The sequence below is a fragment of the Paracoccus broussonetiae genome (assembly GCF_031854425.1).
Lineage (GTDB): Bacteria > Pseudomonadota > Alphaproteobacteria > Rhodobacterales > Rhodobacteraceae > Paracoccus > Paracoccus broussonetiae.
Window position 1 is genome coordinate 89,941 of record NZ_JAVRQI010000013.1, and the last position, 18,649, is coordinate 108,589.

21 protein-coding genes and 1 tRNA gene are annotated in these 18,649 nt (G+C 66.5%); 18 read left to right on the forward strand and 4 right to left on the reverse strand.

Translation table 11 applies throughout. The features are described from left to right. Positions 1–1,449 (reverse strand): TrkH family potassium uptake protein, encoded by a 1,449-nt coding sequence (locus RM190_RS16730; protein WP_311760608.1) that lies wholly within the window; start codon positions 1,447–1,449, stop codon positions 1–3. 104 nt (positions 1,450–1,553) lie between these two features. Between RM190_RS16730 and RM190_RS16735 the strand changes: the two genes are divergently transcribed. The 4 genes from RM190_RS16735 (at position 1,554) to truA (ending at position 3,587) form a co-directional block, all read left to right on the forward strand. Next, a tRNA-Gly gene (locus RM190_RS16735) sits at positions 1,554–1,627 on the forward strand. Continuing rightward, positions 1,600–1,809 (forward strand): hypothetical protein, encoded by a 210-nt coding sequence (locus RM190_RS16740; RefSeq protein WP_311760609.1) that lies wholly within the window; start codon positions 1,600–1,602, stop codon positions 1,807–1,809. Before RM190_RS16735 ends, RM190_RS16740 begins: the two co-directional genes overlap by 28 nt. 9 nt (positions 1,810–1,818) lie before the next feature. After that, positions 1,819–2,799: a 5-bromo-4-chloroindolyl phosphate hydrolysis family protein gene (locus RM190_RS16745; protein ID WP_311760610.1), complete on the forward strand. Its 981-nt coding sequence runs from the start codon at positions 1,819–1,821 to the stop codon at positions 2,797–2,799. Continuing rightward, positions 2,799–3,587: a tRNA pseudouridine(38-40) synthase TruA gene (gene truA, locus RM190_RS16750; RefSeq protein WP_311760611.1), complete on the forward strand. Its 789-nt coding sequence runs from the start codon at positions 2,799–2,801 to the stop codon at positions 3,585–3,587. The genes RM190_RS16745 and truA overlap by 1 nt, the downstream gene beginning before the upstream one ends. A 5-nt stretch (positions 3,588–3,592) precedes the next feature. Here truA and RM190_RS16755 read toward each other — a convergent pair whose 3' ends face one another. Further along, positions 3,593–4,408, reverse strand: coding sequence for a sugar transferase (locus tag RM190_RS16755; protein WP_311760612.1), 816 nt, complete (start codon positions 4,406–4,408; stop codon positions 3,593–3,595). 157 nt (positions 4,409–4,565) lie between these two features. Between RM190_RS16755 and RM190_RS16760 the strand changes: the two genes are divergently transcribed. The 11 genes from RM190_RS16760 (at position 4,566) to RM190_RS16810 (ending at position 13,479) form a co-directional block, all read left to right on the forward strand. Beyond that, on the forward strand, positions 4,566–5,024 hold the full coding sequence (locus RM190_RS16760) for a universal stress protein (RefSeq protein WP_311760613.1): 459 nt from the start codon (positions 4,566–4,568) through the stop codon (positions 5,022–5,024). After that, positions 5,024–5,641: a CPBP family glutamic-type intramembrane protease gene (locus tag RM190_RS16765; RefSeq protein WP_311760614.1), complete on the forward strand. Its 618-nt coding sequence runs from the start codon at positions 5,024–5,026 to the stop codon at positions 5,639–5,641. Before RM190_RS16760 ends, RM190_RS16765 begins: the two co-directional genes overlap by 1 nt. Positions 5,642–5,687: 46 nt before the next feature. Next, positions 5,688–6,242, forward strand: a complete 555-nt coding sequence (locus RM190_RS16770) for a NifU family protein (protein ID WP_311760615.1) — start codon at positions 5,688–5,690, stop codon at positions 6,240–6,242. After that, positions 6,235–6,828, forward strand: coding sequence for a tRNA (adenosine(37)-N6)-threonylcarbamoyltransferase complex dimerization subunit type 1 TsaB (tsaB, locus tag RM190_RS16775; protein WP_311760616.1), 594 nt, complete (start codon positions 6,235–6,237; stop codon positions 6,826–6,828). Before RM190_RS16770 ends, tsaB begins: the two co-directional genes overlap by 8 nt. Beyond that, entirely contained in the window at positions 6,825–7,226 is a 402-nt protein-coding gene (gene rimI / locus RM190_RS16780; RefSeq protein WP_311760617.1) for a ribosomal protein S18-alanine N-acetyltransferase, read from the forward strand. The genes tsaB and rimI overlap by 4 nt, the downstream gene beginning before the upstream one ends. Before the next feature lie 95 nt (positions 7,227–7,321). Beyond that, complete coding sequence (locus tag RM190_RS16785) at positions 7,322–8,308, forward strand: BMP family lipoprotein (RefSeq protein ID WP_311760618.1); 987 nt, start codon at positions 7,322–7,324, stop codon at positions 8,306–8,308. Next, positions 8,308–9,933 carry an ABC transporter ATP-binding protein gene (locus tag RM190_RS16790; protein WP_311760619.1) on the forward strand — a complete coding sequence of 542 codons (1,626 nt, stop codon included), beginning with the start codon at positions 8,308–8,310 and terminating at the stop codon, positions 9,931–9,933. Before RM190_RS16785 ends, RM190_RS16790 begins: the two co-directional genes overlap by 1 nt. A 67-nt stretch (positions 9,934–10,000) precedes the next feature. Beyond that, on the forward strand, positions 10,001–11,098 hold the full coding sequence (locus tag RM190_RS16795; protein WP_311760620.1) for an ABC transporter permease: 1,098 nt from the start codon (positions 10,001–10,003) through the stop codon (positions 11,096–11,098). Continuing rightward, entirely contained in the window at positions 11,098–11,733 is a 636-nt protein-coding gene (locus RM190_RS16800; RefSeq protein ID WP_311760621.1) for a LysE family translocator, read from the forward strand. Before RM190_RS16795 ends, RM190_RS16800 begins: the two co-directional genes overlap by 1 nt. Then, a complete protein-coding gene (locus tag RM190_RS16805) occupies positions 11,733–12,698 on the forward strand; it encodes an ABC transporter permease (RefSeq protein WP_311760622.1) in 966 nt (321 codons plus the stop codon). Before RM190_RS16800 ends, RM190_RS16805 begins: the two co-directional genes overlap by 1 nt. Further along, on the forward strand, positions 12,682–13,479 hold the full coding sequence (locus RM190_RS16810; protein ID WP_311760623.1) for a purine-nucleoside phosphorylase: 798 nt from the start codon (positions 12,682–12,684) through the stop codon (positions 13,477–13,479). The genes RM190_RS16805 and RM190_RS16810 overlap by 17 nt, the downstream gene beginning before the upstream one ends. Here RM190_RS16810 and mnmH read toward each other — a convergent pair. Then, complete coding sequence (gene mnmH / locus RM190_RS16815) at positions 13,456–14,508, reverse strand: tRNA 2-selenouridine(34) synthase MnmH (protein WP_311760624.1); 1,053 nt, start codon at positions 14,506–14,508, stop codon at positions 13,456–13,458. The two genes, RM190_RS16810 and mnmH, sit on opposite strands and share 24 nt — an antisense overlap. Then, on the reverse strand, positions 14,509–15,090 hold the full coding sequence (locus RM190_RS16820; RefSeq protein WP_311760625.1) for a L,D-transpeptidase: 582 nt from the start codon (positions 15,088–15,090) through the stop codon (positions 14,509–14,511). It abuts the gene before it with no gap. Between the two features lie 135 nt (positions 15,091–15,225). Here RM190_RS16820 and RM190_RS16825 point away from each other — a divergent pair, with 135 nt between their 5' ends. Genes RM190_RS16825 through RM190_RS16835 form a run of 3 tightly spaced genes read left to right on the forward strand, consistent with a single transcriptional unit; the run spans position 15,226 to position 18,588 of the window. Further along, the gene (locus tag RM190_RS16825; protein ID WP_311760626.1) at positions 15,226–15,450 is read left to right on the forward strand and encodes a hypothetical protein; all 225 of its coding nucleotides are present in this window, start codon (positions 15,226–15,228) and stop codon (positions 15,448–15,450) included. A gap of 34 nt (positions 15,451–15,484) precedes the next feature. Further along, positions 15,485–17,932, forward strand: coding sequence for a heavy metal translocating P-type ATPase (locus RM190_RS16830; RefSeq protein ID WP_311760627.1), 2,448 nt, complete (start codon positions 15,485–15,487; stop codon positions 17,930–17,932). Next, positions 17,929–18,588: a GDSL-type esterase/lipase family protein gene (locus RM190_RS16835; RefSeq protein WP_311760628.1), complete on the forward strand. Its 660-nt coding sequence runs from the start codon at positions 17,929–17,931 to the stop codon at positions 18,586–18,588. Before RM190_RS16830 ends, RM190_RS16835 begins: the two co-directional genes overlap by 4 nt. The last annotated feature ends 61 nt before the right edge of the window (positions 18,589–18,649 follow it).

The window sequence follows — 18,649 nt, forward strand, 5'->3', positions numbered from 1 at the left end:
TCAGCTGCGCCAGAAGCGCGGCAGCAGCAGGACCAGAACCGTCATCAATTCCAGACGACCGACATACATGCCGACCGACATCATCCACTTGGCGGCGGTCGGCAGCTGGTCGACTGCGCCATTCGGGCTAAGCTCTGGCCCCCACAGGACGCCGACATTGGCGATGGCGGTCCAGGCCCCGGTCAGCGCGGTGCGAGGATGCAGCCCGGTCATCGCAAGCCCAAGGATCAGCAGCCCGAAGGTCATCATGAACAGGGTGAAGAAGGTCATGACGGAATCGACGACCTCCTGATCCAGCGGCCGGTTGTCGTAGCGCAGGGGAAAGATCCGGTGGGGCGACTGCATCCGCCGCAACTGCGCTTTTACCGCCTGAATCAGAACCAGATAGCGAAACACCTTGACCGAGCACGAGGTCGAGCCGGTGCATCCGCCGATCAACCCCGCCACAACCAGCACGACAAAGGGGAAATGCCCCCATTGCGTCACGTCGGTCGAAACAAGGCCAGTCCCCGAGAAGGTCGAAACGACGTTGAACACCGTCTCTCGAATGATCGCGGGCGGATCCTTGGCGTCCAGCACCAGCAGGCGATAGATGACGATTGCCGCGACCGCGTAGAAGATCCAGCGCAGATAGGCCCGGACCTGCACATCGGTCCAGATCGGCCCCGGCGCGCCCCGCACCAGCTGCACCATGCGGATGAACGGGATCGAGGCCAGGATCATGAAGAACGACGCGGCATATTCCAGCGGTCCGATATAGGGGCCGAAGCTGGAATCGTAGTTCGAGAACCCGCCCGTCGAACAGGTCGACATCGCCAGCACCAACGCGTCGAAACCGTTCATTCCCATCAGGATATAGACGATGGCGCAGATCGCGGTCAGCGCGATATAGACCCAGGTCATCTCGCGCGCGATGTCGAAGGCGCGCGGCAGGATCTTGCCCAGCGTGTCGAAACCTTCGGACTTGAAGAACTGCATTCCGCCGACCTTCATTACCGGCAGAAAGATCATCGCGACGACAATGATCCCAAGCCCCCCCGACCAGTTCAGGAAGCCGCGCCACAGGTTCGTGCCCTTGGGCAGGCTGTCGATATCGGGAAATGCGGTGGTGCCGGTGGTGGTCAGGCCCGACATCGCCTCGAAATAGGCATCGGTAAAGCTGGCATGGGGCGCGCCGACCATGAAGGGAACGGCCCCCGCCGCCGGCAGCACCGCCCAGATTGCGGCCGTCAGCAGAAAGGCTTGCTCCAGTGTCATCGCCCGGCTTGCGCCCTGCGTCGCCAGCGTAACCAGCCCGCCCGCCAGCGTGGTCAGGATCGCCGCCTCAAGGAAGGATTGCCAATGCGGATCACCCGCCCACCAGTCGGCAAGCATCGGAAAGACCATCGCCGCGCCCAGCGTGATGACCAGTTTGCCGACGGTATTGGCCACGGGACGGACGTCGATCATGGCTAACTGCTTGCCGTGACTGCCCGTCCCCGTCAAGCGGATGCCTCGTACCGGGTTCGCGGCGCTTGCAAGCCCGCGCGAGCCTGAGTATAGAAAGCCCCGATGCGGGTGTAGCTCAATGGTAGAGCAGCAGCCTTCCAAGCTGAATACGTGGGTTCGATTCCCATCACCCGCTCCATCATCCCCCCTGCCGCCACGCTGTCCGGCCCCGCCCTTTCTTTCGGCGGCAGCGGTCACTATATGCTGCGGGCAATCCTCAAGGGCGAAAGGAAGCAGATGTCCCGGAAAGCGACCCAGCGCCTGTCCTTTTTCCTGCTGATGGGGCTGACCCTGTACGCCTCGTTCGTGGGCGCGGGCTGAGGCGGGACGATGGCCAGACGCTTTCAGGGTCCGTTCTCGCCCTCCGCCCGGCAATCCGGCGATGGGACCATGCCGCCGCTGCGTTCCCAGCCCGGCCAGATCCGGCATCCGCTGGAATCGCGGACGCGTTGGGTCACGATCATGGCCTTCCCCTTTCTCATCAGCGCGTTCTGGCAGGACCCCTTCGGGCTGGTCATGCATCTTTGCGCCTTTGGCGGCATCGCCGCCGGCATGTTCCTGACCCGCGAGGGGCTGCAGGCCGAAGCCGCCTATGACGCGCGGCGCGTCGCGCGCCGGCCCGCCATCCCGCGCAAGCTGTTCGGCGGCATCCTGACGGGGCTGGGGCTTGCGCTAGGGTCCTATGCGCCGGGCGCCGAACTGGGCGCGGGCGTGATCGGCGTCGCGGGAGCGGTGCTGCACTGGCTTTGCTTTGGCCCCGACCCGATGCGCGACAAGGGGATGGAGGGCATCGACAGCTTCCAGCAGGACCGCGCGCATCGCATCATTGCCGAGGGCGAGGCCCATCTTCAGGCCATGCAGGACGACATCCTGCGCACCGGCGATCGCCGGCTTGAGGCGCGGGTCGCGATGTTCAGCGCCACCGCCCGCGATCTTTTCGCCCGGATCGAGCAGAACCCGGCCGAGATCGCAGGGGCGCGCCGCTATCTTGGCGTCTATCTTCAGGGCGCGCGCGACGCGACGGTGAAGTTCGCGGACCTTTACGTCCAGACCCATGACCAGCGCGCGCGGCAGGATTACGAAACCCTGCTCGCGGATCTGGAGACCGGCTTCTCGGCGCGGATCCGCAGGTTGATCGAGGGCGGCAAGGAAGACCTGGATGTCGAGATCAGCGTGCTGCGTGACCGGCTGTCGCGCGAAGGCGTGGGCCAGCCCGCCCCAACCGCCGCACCATCCCCGTCCGAGTTGGAACGACCGATGACGCTGGACGATCTGTTGATTCCCCGCGAAGGCCAGAAGCAGTCCCGCTGATGCCCCGTTACGCCCTGTTGATCGAATATGACGGCGCTCCGTTTGCCGGATGGCAGGCCCAGGCCGACCAGCCCAGCGCGCAGGGTGCGATCGAAGCCGCGCTGGCCCGGCTGGACAAGGGCTTTGCCGCTGGCGCGCGCATCGCCGCCGCTGGCCGTACCGATGCCGGCGTCCATGCCACCGGTCAGGTCGCCCATGCCGATCTGGCGCGGGACTGGGACCCTTTCCGACTGTCCGAGGCGCTTAACTGGCACCTGAAGCCCGCGCCTGTCGCCATCCTGTCCGCCGCTCGGGTAAAGGACGATTTCCACGCCCGTTTCTCGGCGGTCGAGCGGCGCTACCTGTTTCGGCTGGTTGCGCGCCGTGCCCCCGTCACCCATGATCGCGGCGCGGTCTGGCAGGTGCTGAACGCGCTGGACATCGACGCGATGCGGGCGGGCGCGGCGCATCTGATCGGCCTGCACGATTTCACCACCTTCCGTTCGACCATGTGCCAGTCGAAAAGCCCGGTGAAGACGCTGGACGAAATCCGGATCGAGGAAATCGAGATACCGCAGGGGCGCGAATACCGCTTTCACCTGCGGGCGCGGTCCTTCCTGCACAACCAGGTCCGCTCGATCGTGGGCACGCTGGAGCGGGTCGGCGCGGGCTCATGGTCCCCCGACCGCGTGGCTGAGGCGCTGGCCGCACGCGACCGCGCCGCCTGCGGTCCGGTCTGTCCGCCGCAGGGCCTGTATCTGACCGGAGTGGGATATCCGCTGGACCCGTTCGCGGGCCGGAATGGCTGAGAGAATCACTCGGCCGGGACACTGCCTTTGGCCGGAGTTTCCTGCAGTATCTGTGCAGGCGTACCTTCGCCCGACGGAATCCGGCGGCGTCCCCGGCCCTGCCAGTTCGGAACCAGCACCGTCATGAAGGTATGCCAGATGATCCACAGGTCGACGCGCAGGCTGCGGCGGCGCTGATAGATCAGGTCCAGACGCAGTTTGGTCGGCAGGCAGCGACGGTAATAGGCGTCTTCGGTCGCCTCGGCCGTGGCGCAGCGCGCCATGATCCGATCCTCATGCGCATGATAGATCATGGTCGCGAGGCCGGTCACGCCAGGGCGATTGCGCAGCACCTGATTGTACAGCGCCGGGAACCGCTCGACATATTCGCGCAGGGGCGGGCGCGGTCCGACAAAGCTCATATCGCCGCGAAGGATATTGAAAAGTTGGGGCAATTCGTCGATGCGCGACCGCCGAAGCAGGCGGCCCACGCGGGTGATGCGCCAGTGCTTATGCGCACCGGTCGCCCCGAAGTCACCGTCTTCGCACAGCATGGTGCGGAACTTCAGCAGGTCGAACTGCTCGCCCGGGGCGCGCATCCGGGGCGCGACATAGAAAAGCGGGCGGCCCTGCATCACCAGAAGGACGGCAGCGACAATCGCCATAACCACGGAAAGCGGCACCAAAAGCAGCAAAGCGAAGGTGATGTCGAAGACCCGCTTGCCGAAGGTCATGCCGATCCGGGCGGCCGGATCCTCTTGCGCAATCCACGACACATTCAGTCCCCGGACCGGGGCCATGTCACGATGATCGCTGCTGTCCCAATCATGATGAATTGTCACAGTACGATCCTACAGTGGTGGGTCTGTTTTGTATGTTTTCGCCTTAACATAGGGCAAGGCAATTGAAAACGAACGCAAGGGGGAAAGCGCGACAGACTTGCGCGGGCGTGTCCTTTCGGCCAGTCTTTGCCAAGCCCGTGTCAGCCGGGAAGAGGTCATGCGCAAATTTCTGGTCGTTCTGGACGACTCCCACGAATGCCTGAACGCGATCCGTTTCGCCGCGATGCGCGCGGCCAGGACGGGCGGCGCCGTTCAGGTCCTGGCGGTGATCCAGGCTGCGGACATCCAGCACGGCATGGGCGTGGCCGAGGTCATGCGCGCCGAGGCCTATGAACGCATCCACGCGCATTTCGAAGTCTTTGCGAAATGGATGCGCGACCGTCCGGGAATCGATCCCGAACTGATCGTGCGCGAGGGCGAATCCGGCAACGAACTTCTGGCCCAGATCGGCGCGGATCCCGAAATCGGGGTCGTGGTGCTGGCCGCCTCGACCGAATCCGCCGGACCCGGGCCGCTGATTTCGCGCCTGATGCGCGAAATGGCGACGCTTCCCTGCTCTGTCACAATCGTGCCGGGCGGCATGTCGCGCGAACGGCTGGAACAGATCACCGCCTGATGGATCGCGGGCTGGCCTTGTCCGCCCTGGTTGCGATTCCGGGGCTGGCGGCGCTGTTTCACCTGCTTGCCCGAAGCGGGCTGCGGCCGCTGGACGTCTGCCTTCTGGGGCTTTCCGCCTATTGGCTGCTACTCGTGATCGGCCTTGGCAGGGGCGGCTGGTCGCTTCGCCTGCGGGTGCCGCCCATCTCCATCGCGCTGGCCTGCCTGCTGCCGGCGCTGTTGCTGGCAGCTTTCGCCCTGCCCGCCTTGTCCCGCCTCTCGCCTCATGTATTGGCGGTGGTCGCGCTGGCAGCGGCCCTGAACGGCACGCTGGAGGAAGCATTCTGGCGCGGCGCGCTGGTCCCGCGCCTTGGGCCCGGTGATCGCGGCAAGGCGGTGGTGCCGGTCCTGCTGTTCGCGCTGTGGCATCTTGCGCCGGCGACGGCGCTAGCGAAGCTCGACATGCCGGGTGGCGCGGCAGGCATGATCCTGGGCGCGGCGCTTCTGGGCGCGCTGGCCATGGTCGCGCGGCTGGGATCGGGCAGCGCGGGTTTTCCGGCGCTGTGCCATGTGCTGGTCAACCTGGCGACCTTTGGCATCCTTGCCGCGACCAACGGTCGACCCGCTTTGCCTTGACTTGTGCCCCCCTCAATCCCCATATCGCGCGCAAAGGAGCACGCCCATGTTCATCCAGACCGAAACCACCCCGAACCCCGCCACGCTGAAGTTCCTGCCGGGCGAAACCGTTCTGGGCACCGGCACTGCCGACTTCCCCGAGGCCGAGGCTGCGGCGGGCAGTCCGCTGGCACGCCGCATCTTCGCCGTTCCGGGCGTCGCCGGCGTTTTTCTCGGATCGGACTTCGTGACCGTGACCAAGGTCGACGGCGTGGTCTGGGACCACCTGAAGCCTTCGGTCCTGGGCGCGATCATGGAGCATTTCCAGTCCGGCGCCCCCGTCGTTGAAACCGGTGCCACCGGCGGCCATAACGATCAGGATGGCCCCGACGCCGAGATCGTGACCCAGATCAAGGAACTGCTGGATACCCGCGTGCGCCCCGCCGTGGCACAGGATGGTGGCGACATCACCTTCCACGGCTTCGATCGCGGCGTCGTCTATCTGCACATGCAGGGCGCCTGCGCGGGCTGCCCCTCGTCCACGCTGACGCTGAAGATGGGGATCGAGAACCTGCTGCGCCATTACATCCCGGAAGTGACCGAGGTCAGGCCCGTTGGCTGAGCCTCTGTCCCTGGGCTTCGACACATCGGCCGCGCATTGCGCGGCCGCTTTGCTGTCGGGCGACACCGTACTGACCCAACGTCATGAAGAGATGTCACGCGGACAGGCCGAGCGGCTGTTCCCGCTGCTGACCGAGATTCTGGCCGAGGCGGGCGCGGACTGGCGCGACCTGTCGGTTCTGGGCGTCGGCACCGGTCCGGGCAATTTTACCGGGATCCGCATCGCGGTCGCCGCCGCGCGGGGGCTGTCGCTGTCGCTGCGCATCCCCGCCATCGGCGTCAGCCTGACCGAGGCCGCGGCGCTGGACCTGCCCCGGCCTTGCCGCGTTGCCGTGCCCGCCCGCGGGGGCGACGTGATCTGGCAGGACTTCGGCGCGGATGCGCTGTCCGGACCGGAACAGGGCGCGATCCATGCGCTGCCGCCGGGGCCACCGCTTCTTGCCCCGCGCTATCCGCTGGCGGTTGCCATCGCCCGCATCGCGCTGACACGTCGCGACGTGCCGGACCAGCCCCGTCCCGCCCCGATCTATCTGCGCCCGGCCGATGCCGCGCCTGCGCGCGACCGCGGTCCCGTCATCCTGTCATGACTGCGAACGCCCTTGCCGACCTGCACCTGCGCTGCTTTGGCACGCATCCCCGCCCCTGGTCCGCGGCCGAGATCGAGGACCTGCTGGACAGCCGCCTGAATTTCCTGATCTCTCGCCCGGCGGGATTCCTGATCGGGCGCACCGTCGTGGACGAGGCCGAGCTGCTGACCGTCGCCGTCTCGCCCGACGCCCGCCGCCAGGGCATCGCGCGCGCGCTTCTGGCCGAATTTCGCGAAACCTCGCGCCAGCGGGGTGCAGTCGAGGCCTTTCTTGAGGTCGCCTCGGACAATGCCGCCGCGCAGGCTCTGTACCTTGCGGATGGCTGGCGCGAGGTCGGAACCCGCCGGAATTACTATGCCTCTGGCCTTGATGCGATCCTGATGCGTCGCGTGCTTTAGCCGCATAGAAGGCGGTTGACGCAAATACGCCCATGCCCCCTAATCCATTTCACCGCCGGGCGGAGTCGCCCGCATAACAGGTTGAGGTTCGACAAATGTCCTTGATGAAATCCCTGCTGGCGGGCGCCAGTCTTTCGCTGATGCCGGTGCTCGCGATGGCCGACCCCGCGCTGATCTTCGACCTGGGCGGCAAGTTCGACAAGTCCTTCAACGAGGCGGCTTATCAGGGGGCCGAGCGTTGGAAGGCCGAGACCGGCGGCACCTACAAGGAACTCGAGATGCAGTCCGAGGCGCAGCGCGAACAGGCGCTTCGCCGTCTGGCCGAGACCGGCGCCAACCCGATCGTCATGACCGGCTTCGCCTTTGGCGAGGTGCTGAACAAGGTGGCACCGGACTATCCCGACACCAAGTTCGCGATCATCGACATGGTGGTGGAACAGCCGAACGTGGAATCCGTCGTCTTCGCCGAGGAGCAGGGGTCGTATCTTGCCGGCGTGATGGCCGCCAAGGCGTCGAAATCGGGTACGGTCGGCTTCATCGGCGGCATGGACATCCCGCTGATCCACAAGTTCGAATGCGGCTATGCCCAGGGCTTCAAGGCGACCAATCCCGAAGGCAAGCTGATCATCAACTATACCGGCACAACCCCGGCGGCGTGGAACGACCCGGTGAAGGGTGGCGAGCTGGTCAAGGCGCAAGTCTCGCAAGGCGCGGACGTGATCTATGCAGCGGCAGGCGGCACCGGGATCGGCGTCCTGCAGGCAGCGGCGGATGCGGGCATCCTGTCCGTCGGCGTCGACAGCAACCAGAACCACCTGCATCCGGGCCAGGTCCTGACCTCGATGGTCAAGGGCGTCGACAACTCTGTCTACGACATCTTCAAGGCCGGTCCCGCGGCCGAGTCGGGCATCAAGGTCATGGACCTGGCGTCGGGCGGGGTCTCAGTCGCGATCGACGACAACAACAAGGCGCTGGTCACGCCCGAAATGCAGACCGCCATCGATGCCGCCGCCAAGGGCATCACCGGGGGTGAGATCAAGGTCCATGACTACATGGCCGACAACACTTGCCCGGTGCAGTAATGACCGCGCCGCGCGGCGTCGCGGACGAGTCCCCCGCAATCGAATTGCGGGGGATCTCGAAGGCGTTCGGTCCGGTGCAGGCCAACAAGTCGATCGACCTTAGCGTCGCGCGCGGCACGATCCACGGGATCATCGGCGAGAACGGGGCCGGAAAGTCGACCTTGATGTCGATCCTTTACGGCTTCTATCGCCCTGATTCCGGCGAAATCCTGATCGGCGGCAAGCCGGTCGTCATCACCGACAGCCAGACCGCGATCCGCTCGGGCATCGGCATGGTGTTCCAGCATTTCAAGCTGGTGCAGAATTTCACCGTGCTGGAGAACGTCATCCTTGGCGCCGAGGACGGGGGCCTGCTGCGCCCCTCGCTTTCCCGCGCGCGGGGCGAATTGAAGCGGCTCGCCAGCGAATATGAATTGCAGGTCGATCCCGACGCCCCGGTCGAGGATCTGTCCGTCGGCCACCAGCAGCGGGTCGAGATCCTGAAGGCGCTTTACCGCCAGGCCGACATCCTGATCCTGGACGAACCGACCGGCGTGCTGACCCCGGCCGAGGCCGATCACCTGTTTCGCATCCTGCGCGGCCTTCGGGATGAGGGCAAGACGATCATCCTGATCACCCACAAGCTGCGCGAGATCATGGAGATCACCGACACCGTCTCGGTCATGCGGCGGGGTGAGATGGTGGCATCGGTCAGGACGGCCGAGACCAGCTCGACCGAACTGGCCGAGCTGATGGTCGGGCGCAAGGTTCTGCTGCGCGTCGAAAAGACACCCGCATCCCCCGGCGCACCGGTGCTTGAGGTTCGCGGCCTTTCGATGACCGATGCCAGCGGTGTCGTCCGGCTGCGCGGGGTCGATCTGGACATCCGTGCGGGCGAGATTCTGGGCATCGCGGGCGTCGCCGGTAACGGCCAGACGCAGTTGCTGGAGATTCTGGCCGGCTATCCCGAACCCGGCGCCGCGCTGGACGGAGTCGTCCGGCTGAAGGGCCAGCCCCTGCCGCTTAGCGGCTCGGACGCCGGTGCGCGACGCGAGGCAGGCATCGGCCATGTCCCCGAGGACCGTCAGGTCGAAGGACTCATCATGGACTTCGCCGCTTGGGAAAACGTCGCCTTCGGCTATCACGATGCGCCCGAATTCAACCGGGGCATGCTGATGGACCATGCCGCGATCCGTGCAGATGCCGCAGGCAAGATCGAACGCTATGACGTGCGCCCGCCAAATCCGGAACTGGCGGCGAAGAACTTCTCCGGCGGCAATCAGCAGAAGATCGTCGTCGCCCGCGAGGTCGAGCGCAATCCCGAACTTCTGCTGATCGGCCAGCCCACGCGTGGCGTCGATATCGGCGCGATCGAATTCATCCACAAGCGCATCGTCGCGCTGCGCGATGCCGGCAAGGCCGTTCTGCTGGTTTCGGTCGAGCTGGACGAGATCATGGCCCTGTCCGACCGCATCGCCGTCATGTTCGACGGCCGCATCATGGGCGAGCGCCTGCCCGAGGCCGCGACCACAACCGATCTGGGCTGCCTGATGGCCGGGATCGATCCGGCGACCATCTCGTCCCCCGCCGAGGCGATGCCGCCCGCCTCCGCGCCGGGAACCGACCAGCCAGGAGCCACGGGATGATACGCCGCTGGCCCTTTGCACGGGCGATCGAAGAACAGACAAGCCAGCCGGGCACGAGGAACTGCTGATGGAGCGAATGCCGAAATGGGCGGATGTGATCCTGACGCCGCTGATCTCGCTGGTGCTGGCCTTCGCGATCTCGGCCCTGGTGATCCTGGCGATCGGGGAAAGCCCGGTCGAGGCGCTGAAGGTCATGGTCGAAGGCGCGTTGGGGTCCAGCTATGGCTGGGGCTTCACGCTGTATTACACGACGAACTTCATCTTCACCGGCCTTGCGGTCATGGTCGCCTATCACGCCGGGCTGTTCAATATCGGCGGCGAGGGACAGGCCGCGATGGGCGGGCTTGGCGTCGCCTTGGTCCTGCTGGCGGTGCCGTGGCCGCATTGGGCGCTGGCCCTGCCCGCGGCGATGATCGGCGGTGCGGCCTTCGGCGCGTTGTGGGCGCTGATCCCGGCATGGTTGCAGGCCAAGCGCGGCAGCCACATCGTCATCACGACGATCATGTTCAACTTCATCGCGGCCGCGTTGCTGAACTATGTGCTGGTGAACCTGTTGCGCCCGGTCGGCAGCATGGATCCCGCCTCGGCCAGTTTCGCGGCGCCGACGCATCTGCCCAAGATCTCGGACATGGCGTTGGCCTTTGGCATCGAATGGGGCAAGAACACCCCCGCCAATGTCAGCTTCTTCGTGGCCCTCGTGGCCTGCCTGCTGGCCTGGCTGCTCATCTGGCGCTCGCGCCTGGGGTTTGAGATCCGCGCCTTCGGCAAGTCCGAGCGCGGCGCGATCTATGCCGGCATCTCGCCGGTCAGGATCACGGTCATCGCGATGCTGATCTCGGGTGCGCTGGCCGGACTGATGGCGGTCAACAACGTCATGGGCGAGGCCGAGCGGCTGGTCCTGAACGCGGTCGAGGGCGCCGGTTTCATCGGCATCGCGGTCGCGCTGATGGGACGCAACCACCCGCTGGGCGTACTGCTGGCGGCGTTTCTGTTCGGGTTCCTGTATCAGGGCGGGGGCGAGCTTGCGCTATGGACCAGCATCCCGCGCGAGCTGATCGTCGTCATCCAGGCATTGGTCATCCTGTTCACCGGCGCATTGGACAACATGGTGCGGATGCCGCTGGAACGCCTGTTCGCGGCCCGCCGTCGCAAGAAGGACGCCTGATGGACTGGCTGACCCCGTTTCTGCCCGCATTCATTGCAGCCTATTCGGTCCAGATGGTCGGCGTCATGTCCCCCGGCCCGGCCGTGGCTCTGTTGCTTGGCATCGGGGCCCAGCAGGGTCGTGCAGCGGCGCTGATGACCGCTTTCGGGATTGCTTGCGGGGCGGGCCTGCTGGCGCTGGCGACCAGCCTTGGCCTTGGGATCCTGATGCAGGAAGTTGCCTGGGCAGGGACTGTACTGCGCCTGTTGGGCGCAGCCTATCTGGCATGGCTGGCCTGGAAGGCGATGAAAAAGGCCATCGTACCGCCGCAGGTGCAAGTGGCACAGGTGCAGCGCCAACCGCTTGCGCGGCTGTTCGCGACCGGGCTGACGTTGCAGATCACGAATATCAAGGCGCTGGTTTTCTGGATGGCCGCGGTCAGCGTCGGTCCGGCGCAGGGCGCACCGCTGCCGGTGCTGTTGATCTTTGCGCTTGGCGGCATGGTCCTGTCGCTGGCGGGCCACGCCACGTGGGCCATGATCCTGTCCTCGCGCCCGGTGCGCCACGCCTATGATCGCGCCCGGCGCTGGGTGGAAGGCACGCTTGGGGTCTTTCTGGGCGTCATGGCCTTTCGCATGGCAATGGAGCGTCGCTGATGGATTTTCCGACTATCATCCAGATCCTCGACAGCGCGGTCCGGCTGATGACGCCCCTGCTGCTGGCTTGCCTTGCCGGGCTTTATTCCGAACGCGCGGGCGTCTTCGACATCGGGCTTGAGGGCAAGATGCTGATGGCGGCCTTTACCGCCGCCTCGGTCGCCTATGCCACGGGGAACGCCTGGATCGGTTTGCTGGCGGGAATCGCCGGGGCGCTGGCGCTGTCGCTGATTCACGGGCTTGCCTCGATCACGTTCCGGGGCAACCAGCTGATTTCGGGCGTCGCGATCAACTTTCTGGCTTCGGGGATGACGGTGCTGCTGGGGCAGAAGATCTTCGGCCTTGGCGGGCGCACCCCCTCGCTTGAAGGGGCGGCCCGCTTTACCGAGATCACCCTTCCCTTTGCAGACGCGCTGCGCCCGGTCCCCGTGATCGGCCCGATCTATGCCGAGCTTATTTCGGGCCACACGATCCTCGTCTATGTCGCCTTCGCATTGGTGCCGCTGACCTGGTGGGTGCTTTACCGCACGCGCTTCGGGCTGCGGCTGCGCGCGGTCGGGGAAAACCCCGCCTCGGTCGATACCGCCGGCGTTTCGGTCACGCGGCTGCGCTATGCCGCTGTCATGATCTGCGGTGTGCTGTGCGGCATTGCCGGGGCCTATCTGGCGACGGGGATCTCGGCCGGTTTCGTCAAGGAGATGACGGCAGGGCGCGGTTTCATCGCCTTGGCCGCGCTGATCTTCGCCAAGTGGCGACCGTGGAGCGCGCTGGGGGCAACCTTCCTGTTCGGCCTGCTTGAAGCGCTGGCGAACCGCTTTCCCGACCTCGACCTGGGGATCATCACCGTGCCCTCGATGTTCATGAGTGCGCTGCCCTATATCCTGACCGTCATCATCCTGGCAGGCTTCGTCGGCCGCGCCATCCCGCCCCGCGCCGGAGGTGAACCCTATGTCAAAGAGCGCTGACATTGCCCGTCTGGTGCGGGACCGCGCCGGAAATCAGGCGCCGGAATACGCGCTGATCCTGGGCTCTGGCCTGGGCCATCTGGCGGCAACAGTCGAAGGGGTGGCGATCCCCTATTCCGACCTGCCCGGCTTTCCCCATGCCGGGGTTTCGGGCCATGTGCCGAAGCTGGTCGTCGGAACGCTTGAGGGGCGGCGCGTCGCCGTGCTGGGCGGACGCGCGCATTACTATGAATCCGGTCGCGCCGATGTCATGCGCCTGCCGCTGGAGGTGCTGAAGGATCTGGGCTGCGAAAACCTTGTCCTGACCAATGCCGCCGGTTCTCTGCGCGACGACATGCCGCCGGGCTCGCTGATGCTGCTCAGCGACCATATCGCCTTTGCGGGCACGAACCCGCTGATCGGTGAGCCGACGGATGCGCGCTTCGTGCCACTGGGGGATGCCCATCACGCCGGGCTGCGCGCCGCGCTGAAGGCCGCTGCCACCGCCGAGGGCGTCGACCTGCCCGAAGGGGTCTATTGCTGGTTTTCGGGTCCCAGCTTCGAAACCCCGGCCGAGATCCGTGCGGCGCGGGTGCTGGGCGCGGATGCGGTCGGCATGTCCACCGTTCCCGAGATCATCCTTGGTCGCTTCCTGGGGCTGAACTGCGCCGCCGTGTCGGTCATCACCAATATGGGCGCGGGGCTGTCGGATGAATCGATCAGCCATGAGCATACCAAGGCGATGGCGCCGCTGGGTGCGGCCAAGCTGGAAAAGGTCCTAAGGCGCTTCCTGCGCGGCTAGCGCGGCCTCGACCGCCGAAGTGGCGGCATCAAGGTCGCGCAGGTCGGCAATCGGCAGGACTCGGGTCCTGCCGTCGTCGTGGCGGCTGCGATGCTTGTCATAGCGCGGATCGTAATGATCCCGCATCAGCCCTTCGGACAGGCCCGCCCAATCGGCAGCATCGACCATACGCAGCCATTCCTCGATCCGGTCCGAGGGATGCAGCGGCCGCAGGCTGTCGATGATCCGGGCCGTGCGCACAGGATCGGCGCAGGCATCGGCATAGCTGCGGGCGGTATAGGCGGCGCGTTCGGCCACCGGGACCACCAGCCGGATGCGCGGAGCCGTGGTGATCGCCTGCCAGATCCCTCGTGGCAGGTTGCGTTCGCCGATGCGCGAGCTTTCCCCCTCGACCACCACGGGCCGGGTCGGATCCAGGCGCTCCAGCGCAAGGGCAAGGCGGCCTTCAAAGGCTTTCTGGCTTGGCTGGCCACCCGGCATCCCGCCGAACAGGCTGCCGCGATGGTTCGCAAGCCCTTCCAGATCGATGACCTGATGTCCGCGCGCGGCCAATCGGTGCAGGATTTCGGTCTTGGCGCTGCCGGTATTGCCGTCCAGCACGATAACGGGCGTGGTCAGGGAAGCCGTGACCCGTTCGACCACCATCGCGCGCCAGGCCTTGTAGCCGCCCTCGATCCGGCCGACACGCCAGCCGATCTGACCCAGGATCGTCGCGAAGGAACCCGAACGCTGCCCACCGCGCCAGCAATAGACCAGCGGTCGCCAGGCACCGTCATGCGCTGCAAGCGGGCCAGCGATATGGCGCGCGGCATTGGCCGCGACCAGCGCGCCGCCAATCTTGCGGGCATCGAACGGAGAGATCTGCTTGTAGATTGTACCGACCCGCGCGCGCTCCTCGTCGGAAAGGACGGGCAGGTTGATCGCGCCGGGCAGGTGATCCTCGGCATATTCCAAGGGCGAGCGCGTATCGATGATGGTGTCGAACCCGGCCAGCGCCGGATCCGACAAGGATTTCAGACGGATGTCCAATTAATAGACATAGACCGGCGTGCCGGTCGGGATCTGTTCGTACAGATCCATCACCGCCTCGTTGCGCATCCGGATGCAACCGTTCGAAACGGCCCGGCCGATCGAGCCAGGCTCGGTCGTGCCGTGGATGCGGATCGAGGTGTCGTTGCCCCGCGCGTCGTAAAGATAAAGCGCGCGCGCGCCCAGCGGGTTGGTCGGGCCGCCCGGCATGCCGTCGGCCCATTTGCCGTACTGCTCGGGCTTGCGCTTGATCATCGCCGGGGTCGGACGCCAGCTGGGCCATTCGGTCTTGCGCCCGACGGTGGCGCGCCCGCGCCAGACCAGTTCGTCCTTGCCCACCGCGACGCCATAGCGCACGGCACGACCCGGCGCGATGACGTGGTAAAGGAAGAAATCCTTCGACACGACGATGATGCTGCCGACCTCGAAATCGGGGCGGATCGCCACTTCGGTCGGAGCATAGGGGTCGCGCTTGGCCACGGGTTTCGCGGCTGGAGCAGCGGGCAGGCCGTTCTGAGCCAGCGCCAGCGTGGGCGCCGCGATCAGCGGCAGGGAAAGCATCAGCATCTGACGGCGGTTCATTATCCTGTCCTGAGTTCCGGCTAGAGTTGACCCAGCCGGTAACGACTTGCCGGGGCGGGATCAACTCAAAGCGTCGTGACGCGCTTGATTCGCTGCCGGATCGTGCCTAGCTTGCATCGTGAAGGAGCTTTCAGCATGTGCTGCATGACCGCCATCGCCGCCAAGGCCCCGCGCCGCGCCATCGCGCGGGCAGAGCATCTGTGCCGCGGTCGGGGCGACCGTTCCTGCCGGTGTCATGTCGTCGCGCGCCCGCGCCTTGCCGTTGCGCGCAGCCTTCCCCCGATCCGGCTGCGGGTCGCCCTGCCTGCAATTCCGGGCCGTGCGCCCCGACGACCACAGGCGCCTCCGCTTCCTGTCTGAACCGCGTTTCCGCAATTCAGACAGGACATGGATCATGAAAGACCACCACAATTCCACCGGGACCGAGGGCCGGTTGACCCTTGCCGGGTTGCGCTGCGCCTCCTGCGTGGGGCGGGCAGAGCGCGCCCTGAAGGCCACGCCGGGCGTCAGTGACGTCAGCGTCAACCTTGCCACCGGGCAGGCCCATTTCCGGCTGGACCGACCCGAGGCGATGGCGGATGCCGTCGCGGCGCTGGCCGGGGCCGGCTATCCCGCCGCCGATGTCGATACCCGACTGTCAGTCGAGGGCATGAACTGCGCGTCCTGCGTGGGGCGGGTGGAAAAGGCGCTGACCGGTATTCCCGGGGTCGCCTCGGCCAGCGCGAACCTTGCCACCCGCGAGGCACTGGTGCGCCATTCCCCCGGCATTTCGCCGCAGGATCTCGCCACGGCCGTCAGCACGGCAGGCTACAAGGCCAGCCCCCGCGCGCCCGGCATGCATCACCACGCCGCAGGCGCGCATGACCATGGCGACGATCCTGCCCGGATCGGGCGCGATTTCCTGATCGCGCTTGTGCTGACGCTGCCGGTCTTCCTGGCCGAGATGGGCGGGCACCTGATCCCCGCGCTGCATCATCGCCTTTACGCGCTTGTGGGCCAGCAAGGGCTGTGGTTCGTGGAGTTCGCCCTGACCTCGGCCGTGCTGGCCTGGCCGGGGCGCCAGTTCTTCCGGATCGGCCTGCCCGCCCTGATCCATCGCCGCCCCGAGATGAACAGCCTGGTCGCGCTTGGCGCGGGGGCCGCGTGGCTTTACTCGACCGTCGCGACCTTCCTGCCGGGCCTGCTGCCCGAATCCGCGCGCCATGTCTATTTCGAGGCGGCGGCGGTCATCGTCACGCTGATCCTGCTGGGACGCTGGCTTGAGGCACGCGCGCGCGGCCGTGCAAGCGCCGCCATCCGCCGTCTGGTCGAACTGGCCCCCGCCTCAGCCGAGGTCGAGCGTGACGGCGCGGTCGTGACCTTGCCGGTCGCGGATCTGGTCCCCGGCGACGTGTTGCGCCTGCGCCCCGGCGAACGCGTCGCACTGGACGGGGTGCTGGTCGAGGGCGAAGGTGCAGTCGACGAATCCATGCTGACGGGCGAGCCCCTGCCTGTCAGCAAGCGGCCGGGCGATGCCCTGACCGGCGGGACGATGAACGGCACCTCGGCCCTGCGTTACCGCGTCACGGCGACGGGTGGGAACACCGTCCTTGCCCGCATCATCGCGCTGGTCGAACAGGCACAATCGGCGAAACTGCCGGTGCAGGCCGTGGTCGACCGCGTCACCAATGTCTTCGTTCCGGTCGTCATCGGACTGGCGATCCTGTCCTTTGCGATCTGGATCGGCGTCACCGGCTCCGCCGGTCAGGCACTGGTCGCTGCAATCTCGGTCCTGATCATCGCCTGCCCCTGCGCGATGGGGCTTGCGGTTCCCGTCTCGATCATGGTCGGCACCGGGCGCGGGGCCGAGCTTGGCATCCTGTTCCGCCGTGGCGACGCCTTGCAGCGGCTGGCAAGCGCGAAGGTGATCGGCTTTGACAAGACCGGCACCTTGACGCTGGGCAAGCCCGCCCTGACCGCCATCGAGACCGCCGGAATTGATCGGGACCAGGCCCTGCGGCTGGCCGCGGCGGTCGAGGCGCGCTCGGAACATCCGCTGGCAGCCGCAATCGTGGCGGCCGCCACGGCGGACGGCATCGATCTGCCCAACGCCACGGCCGTCAAGGCGACGGTGGGGCGCGGAATCGCGGCCGAGGTCGAGGGGCATGCGCTGCTGATCGGCAATGCCGCCGCCCTGACCGAAGCCGGCATCGCGACCGAACCGGCCCTGATCGCTGCGGCGGACGCCTGGACAGCGACGGGCGCGACTCCCGTCCACTTGTCCATCGACGGCAGGCATAGGGCCTCTTTCGCGCTGTCGGACCCGATCCGGCCCGATGCGGTCGAGGCCGTGCGCGAACTTCATGATCTAGGGTTGCGGACCGCGATGATCACCGGTGACGTGCGCCGGACCGCCGAGGCGGTGGGCGGCAAGCTGGGCATCGACCACGTCATCGCGGGCGTCCTGCCAGACGGCAAGCTGAAGGCGGTCCATGATCTGGGCAAGGGCACGGTCTTTGTCGGCGACGGTATCAACGATGCCCCTGCTTTGGCCGCCGCGGATACCGGCATCGCCATCGGCACCGGCACCGATATCGCCATCGAATCGGCCGAGGTGGTCCTGACCGGAGGCGATCCCAAGGGCGTGCCGCGCGCCCTGCGGCTGTCGCGGGCGGTGATGGGCAATATCAGGCAGAACCTGTTCTGGGCCTTCGCCTATAACGCGGCCCTCATCCCGGTCGCGATGGGCATCCTTGTCCCCTTCGGTGGGCCGCAACTTTCACCTATGCTGGCCGCAGGCGCCATGGCACTGTCGTCGCTGTTTGTTGTTACCAATTCCCTGCGCCTGAAAGGATTCAGATGATACCTCGCGCGCTTTGTTTCAGTATCGCCCTGGCCGTCCTGCCGCTTGCGGCGGCCGCCGACCAGGTCCGGCTGCTTGCCATTGGTGACAGCCTGACCGCCGGATATGGCCTTGCCCCCAGGGACGGGCTGGTTCCCCAGTTGCAGGGCTGGCTGAGAAAGCGCGGACATGACGTGCTGGTGCTGAACGCGGGGATTTCCGGCGACACGACCGAGGGCGGGGCGAAGCGCGTCACGGCCGAAATCAGGGCCAACCACCCGGATGCGGTCATCGTCGAGCTGGGCGGGAACGACCTTCTGATGGACCTGCCCCCGCGCATCCCTGAGGCCAATCTTGATTCGATCCTGACCCAGATCGACGCCGCCGGCCTGCCGGCGCTGCTGGTCGGGATCGGTCGCCCCGAACGGAACGAAAGGCTGCGCCGGTCCTGGGCCGAAATCTGGCCACGGCTTGGCGCGCGCCACGGCGTTCTGGTGCATGACAATCTTTACGGCCCGCTTCTGCTGCTGCCGGAAAGCCAGCGCGCCCATGTCCTGCAGGAGGATCACATCCACGCTTCGAAAGCGGGGGTCGCGATGATCGTCGAGGCACTGGGACCGCGTGTCGAGGCGCTGATCGCCGAGGTCGAGGCCAGCAAACTGGCCGTCGGCGGCTGACGGCGCCACCGGAACACCCAAACCATCGGCCCGTGCATATGACAAAGCCCCGCCTGTTCGG